This window comes from Bradyrhizobium sp. (assembly GCF_049519115.1).
Classification (GTDB): domain Bacteria; phylum Pseudomonadota; class Alphaproteobacteria; order Rhizobiales; family Xanthobacteraceae; genus Bradyrhizobium.
Window position 1 is genome coordinate 1 of record NZ_JBEKRB010000152.1, and the last position, 4,363, is coordinate 4,363.

General features: G+C 61.2%; 3 protein-coding genes and 1 pseudogene. 2 read left to right on the forward strand and 2 right to left on the reverse strand.

The genetic code is table 11. The features are described 5' to 3' along the window. Positions 1 to 162 (reverse strand): annotated as a pseudogene (locus ABSE61_RS36215) (uracil-DNA glycosylase); the annotation flags it as partial. Between the two features lie 18 nt (positions 163 to 180). Continuing rightward, on the reverse strand, positions 181 to 837 hold the full coding sequence (locus ABSE61_RS36220) for a LabA-like NYN domain-containing protein (RefSeq protein ID WP_423875955.1): 657 nt from the start codon (positions 835 to 837) through the stop codon (positions 181 to 183). 356 nt (positions 838 to 1,193) lie between these two features. Between ABSE61_RS36220 and rpoZ the strand changes: the two genes are divergently transcribed. Continuing rightward, positions 1,194 to 1,586: a DNA-directed RNA polymerase subunit omega gene (gene rpoZ / locus ABSE61_RS36225; protein ID WP_024512695.1), complete on the forward strand. Its 393-nt coding sequence runs from the start codon at positions 1,194 to 1,196 to the stop codon at positions 1,584 to 1,586. A 501-nt stretch (positions 1,587 to 2,087) separates the two neighbouring features. Continuing rightward, positions 2,088 to 4,363: RelA/SpoT family protein (locus ABSE61_RS36230; protein ID WP_423875956.1), on the forward strand; the 2,276-nt coding region annotated here is incomplete at its 3' end.

The following is a 4,363-nucleotide window of genomic DNA, read 5'->3' on the forward strand; positions in this document are numbered from 1 at the left end:
GGGCGCAAGGCCGACGATGAGCAGACGGGCGTCGATCGGTCCAAACGACGCGACCGGCGCGTTGAACCATTGTGGTTCGCGTGCGCGCCAGGATTTGCGGAAGCTGACCAGGCGAGGACACCGCGGGCAGTTACGGCCGGGCGAACGGTCCCCGCGCGGCATTGCGGCGTTCCGCAGCGCCTAGTCTTCTTCAAACTCGTCGTCTTCGACTTCGACGCGTTGTGAGGTGGGGCTGCGTTGGAGGAATTGCGGCGTGTGGCGCGGTTCGCGTCCCTCGCGCGGCTCCCGGGGCTCGCGCTGCGGGCGCTCAGACGGGTCCCGGCCGATCTTCGACTGCAGCTCCATGAGATCGACGAACTGGTCGCACTGGCGGCGCAATTCGTCGGCCACCATGGGCGGCTGGGTCGAGATGGTGGAGACAACCACCACGCGGACGCCGCGCCGCTGCACGGCTTCGACCAGCGAGCGGAAATCGCCGTCGCCCGAGAACAGCACCATCTGATCGATATGCGGTGCGATCTCCATGGCGTCGACCGCAAGCTCGATGTCCATGTTACCCTTGACCTTGCGCCGCCCGGTTTGATCGACGAATTCCTTGGTCGCCTTGGTGACGACGGTGTAGCCGTTGTAATCGAGCCAATCGATCAGCGGCCGGATCGACGAGTATTCCTGATCCTCGATGATGGCGGTGTAATAGAAGGCCCGCACCAACGTTCCCCTACTCTGGAACTCCTTGAGAAGGCGCTTGTAGTCGATGTCAAAGCCGAGAGTCTTGGCGGTCGCATAGAGGTTGGCGCCATCGATAAAGAGCGCAATCTTATTGGAAGCGGGTGACATTCAGCGTTCTCACAGAGTTCTCAAAAGGTGGCTTCCGGCCAGCTTTTTGGCGCGGCTGCAGCGCTCCGCGCATGTGTTACGATGCTGCCGAGCCCTGCGGATGTCCAGACGCCGCCGGAAAGAAGATAGCTCAAAACAACCGGAAGTGGATTTTGTCAACGCAATGAAGCGTTTTCTTGTCCGTACCGATGCTGTTACAGCTCGAAAATCGCCGCGCTGCCGGGGTCCCAATGTGGGGTTATCAGAGCAAATTAGGTAGGCCAAATCACAAATTATTCTTGCGAAACGACCTTCGCCCCTATAACTACCCTAAGATTAACCCACATATTCCGTCCCCTCTAACGGAGCGACAGTCGATGGCTCGCGTCACCGTAGAAGATTGCATTGATAAGGTCGACAACCGGTTCGACCTGGTTCTTTTGGCGGCGCATCGCGCACGGATGATTTCGTCCGGATCGCAGCTGACGGTTGACCGCGACAACGACAAAAACCCGGTTGTTTCCCTGCGCGAAATCGCTGATTCGACGATTTCCCCCGAGGATTTGCGCGAAGAACTCGTTCATTCCTTGCAGAAATTCGTCGAGGTGGACGAGCCGGAGCCGGATACGGTTCCGTTGATTGGCTCGGCCGGCGCCAGCGTCGATGCCGACGACACCGAAGTCGCCGTCGAGCGCATGACCGAGGAAGAACTGCTGAAGGGTCTCGAGGGGCTCGCCCCGCCCGAAGAACAACCGGAAGAAGACGAGTAATCGTTACTATTTCGTCTCAGGGTTTAGTTCTATCGCCCTCAGCCAATTCAGGAAGGCCCGGACATGGTTCCGGGCCTTTGTCTTTTGCTCGTGTTTGCCTGGGCCGGTTAGTTCTTCTTTACCATGCGCCTCGGTGGTGGCCGACATCCACCGCAAGTTGTCTGCTATTTGAATCGGACAACGGCCAGTTTCGCATTAGACTATCGTTGTGTTCCCCGAGAGAAGGCGTCCCCTCGCGATTGCCCAGTGGAGTGGATTTGACATTCGCCATCGAAGCAGCCGCGAGTTTGGTAAGCGAATGTCAAATTCAAAACTCCACTGGAAACTCATATTTGCCAGTGGTCCTTTGATCCTAACATTCGCAAAAGTGTCTGCTGCGACGCGATGCGAATGCTAGAATCGGACCGCAAGTGGGTGCCGCTCGGCCGGGGAACCCACTACATTATCCCGATCAAGCGGGAAGCGAACCGCGCTCTTTGCGGCCGCGTGGAGGTGTTGACGATGGTCTTTCGGCGCCCGAGTCCGAAGCAGATGCAAGCCGCGAGTTCGCTCTCGGTGGCATCGCCCTCGGCTGCGCCGATCTCCGCGTCGGCTGCGCCGGGCTCTTCAGCGGCTGCGCCGGGCTCCTCGCCAGCCGTGGAGCCGAGGCCGGCCAAGTCGCGCGCGCGCATGATGCGGCAATACGATCTGGTCGAGCGCGTCCGATCCTATAATCCCGAGACCAACGAAGACCTTCTGAACCGCGCCTATGTCTACGCGATGAAGGCGCACGGTTCGCAGACCCGTGCTTCCGGCGATCCTTATTTCTCCCATCCGCTGGAGGTCGCGGCGATCCTGACCGACCTCAAGCTCGACGACGCCACTATTGTCGCAGCACTATTGCACGACACCATCGAGGATACCGAGGCCACCCGCGCCGAAATCGATTCTGTGTTCGGGCAGGAGATCGGGGCGCTGGTGGAGGGCCTCACCAAACTGAAACGGCTCGAGCTGGTGTCGCGGGAAGCCAAGCAGGCCGAAAACCTGCGCAAACTTCTGCTCGCGATTTCGGACGACGTCCGCGTGCTGCTGATCAAGCTCGCGGACCGTTTGCACAACATGCGCACGCTCGAATTCGTTCAGCCAGCCGCGCGCCGGCGCATCGCCGAGGAGACGCTCGACATCTACGCGCCGCTTGCAGGGCGCATGGGCATACAGGAGATGCGGGAGGAGCTCGAGGATCTGTCGTTCCGGACGCTCGACCCGGACGCTTATTCGGTGGTCCGCCAACGGCTCGATTCGCTGGCCGAGCGCAACCGCAATCTGATCGGCGAAATCGAAAGCCGGCTCTCCAAGGACTTTCAGAAAAACGGCCTGAAGGCGCGTGTTTATGGCCGCCGCAAGCAGCCGTTCTCGATCTGGACCAAGATGCAGCGCAAGTCGGTCGGCTTCGAGCAGTTGTCCGATATTTTCGGCTTCCGCGTCGTGCTGACGGATGTCGAATGTTGCTACCGCGCCCTCGGCATCGTCCACACCACATGGCCGGTGGTTCCGGGCCGCTTCAAGGACTACATCTCGACGCCGAAGCAGAATGACTACCGCTCGATCCACACCACTGTGATCGGCCCGGGAAAGCAGCGTGTCGAATTGCAGATCCGCACCGAGGACATGGATCAGATCGCCGAATTGGGCATCGCGGCGCACGCCTTTTACAAGGATCTCGTGGGGTCGCCGACCGAGCGGCTGAAGCACGAATCTTCGGCCTTTGCCTGGCTGCGCCACACCATTGCGATCCTGTCCGATAGCGCCAATCCGGAAGAGTTTCTCGAACATACCAAGCTCGAGCTGTTCCATGACCAGGTGTTCTGCTTTACGCCCAAGGGCAAGCTGATCGCGCTGCCGCGGCAAGCCAATGTGATCGACTTCGCCTATGCCGTGCATACCGACGTCGGCAACAGTGCGGTCGGCTGCAAGATCAACGGCAAGTTTGCGCCGCTGTCGTCGGAATTGCAGAACGGCGACGAAGTCGAGGTCCTGACCTCGGACGCCCAGTCGTCGCCGCCAACGGCCTGGGAATCGCTGGCGCGGACCGGCAAGGCGCGCGCGGCGATCCGCCGGGCGACGCGCACCGCCGTGCGCGACCAATATGCCGGCCTCGGCCGCCGCCTGGTCGAGCGGCTGTTTGCGCGCGCCAAGATCGAATATGCCGACGACAAGTTGAAGGGGGCCTTGCCGCGGCTGGCGCGGGCCACGATCGACGACGTGCTGGCGGCGGTAGGGCGCGGCGAAATGAAGGCCTCCGACGTCGCGCGCGCCATGTATCCCGACTACAAGGAGGAGAGGTTGGCGCGATACGGCGCCAAGAAGGGCCCCGCCGACAAGCTCAAGGCGAGCCAGCCGGCCGGGACCGGGCGAAGCCTCTCGGCGATTCCGATCCGCGGCATCAATTCTGACCTGCCGGTCAAGTTCGCGCCCAATGGCGGCGCGGTGCCGGGCGACCGTATCGTCGGCATCGTCTCTCCAGGCGAGGGCATCACGATTTATCCGATCCAGTCGCCGGCCCTGAAGGATTTCGAGGAGCAGCCCGAGCGCTGGCTCGATGTTCGCTGGGATGTCGATGACACGACGCCGCAACGCTTTCCGGCGCGAATCATGGTCGACAATGTCAACGAACCCGGCAGCCTCGCCCAGGTCGCCACGGTGATTGCCGAGCACGACGGCAATATCGACAATATCAGCATGTCCCGCCGCTCGCCCGATTTTACCGAACTGACCATCGATCTTGAGGTCTATGACCT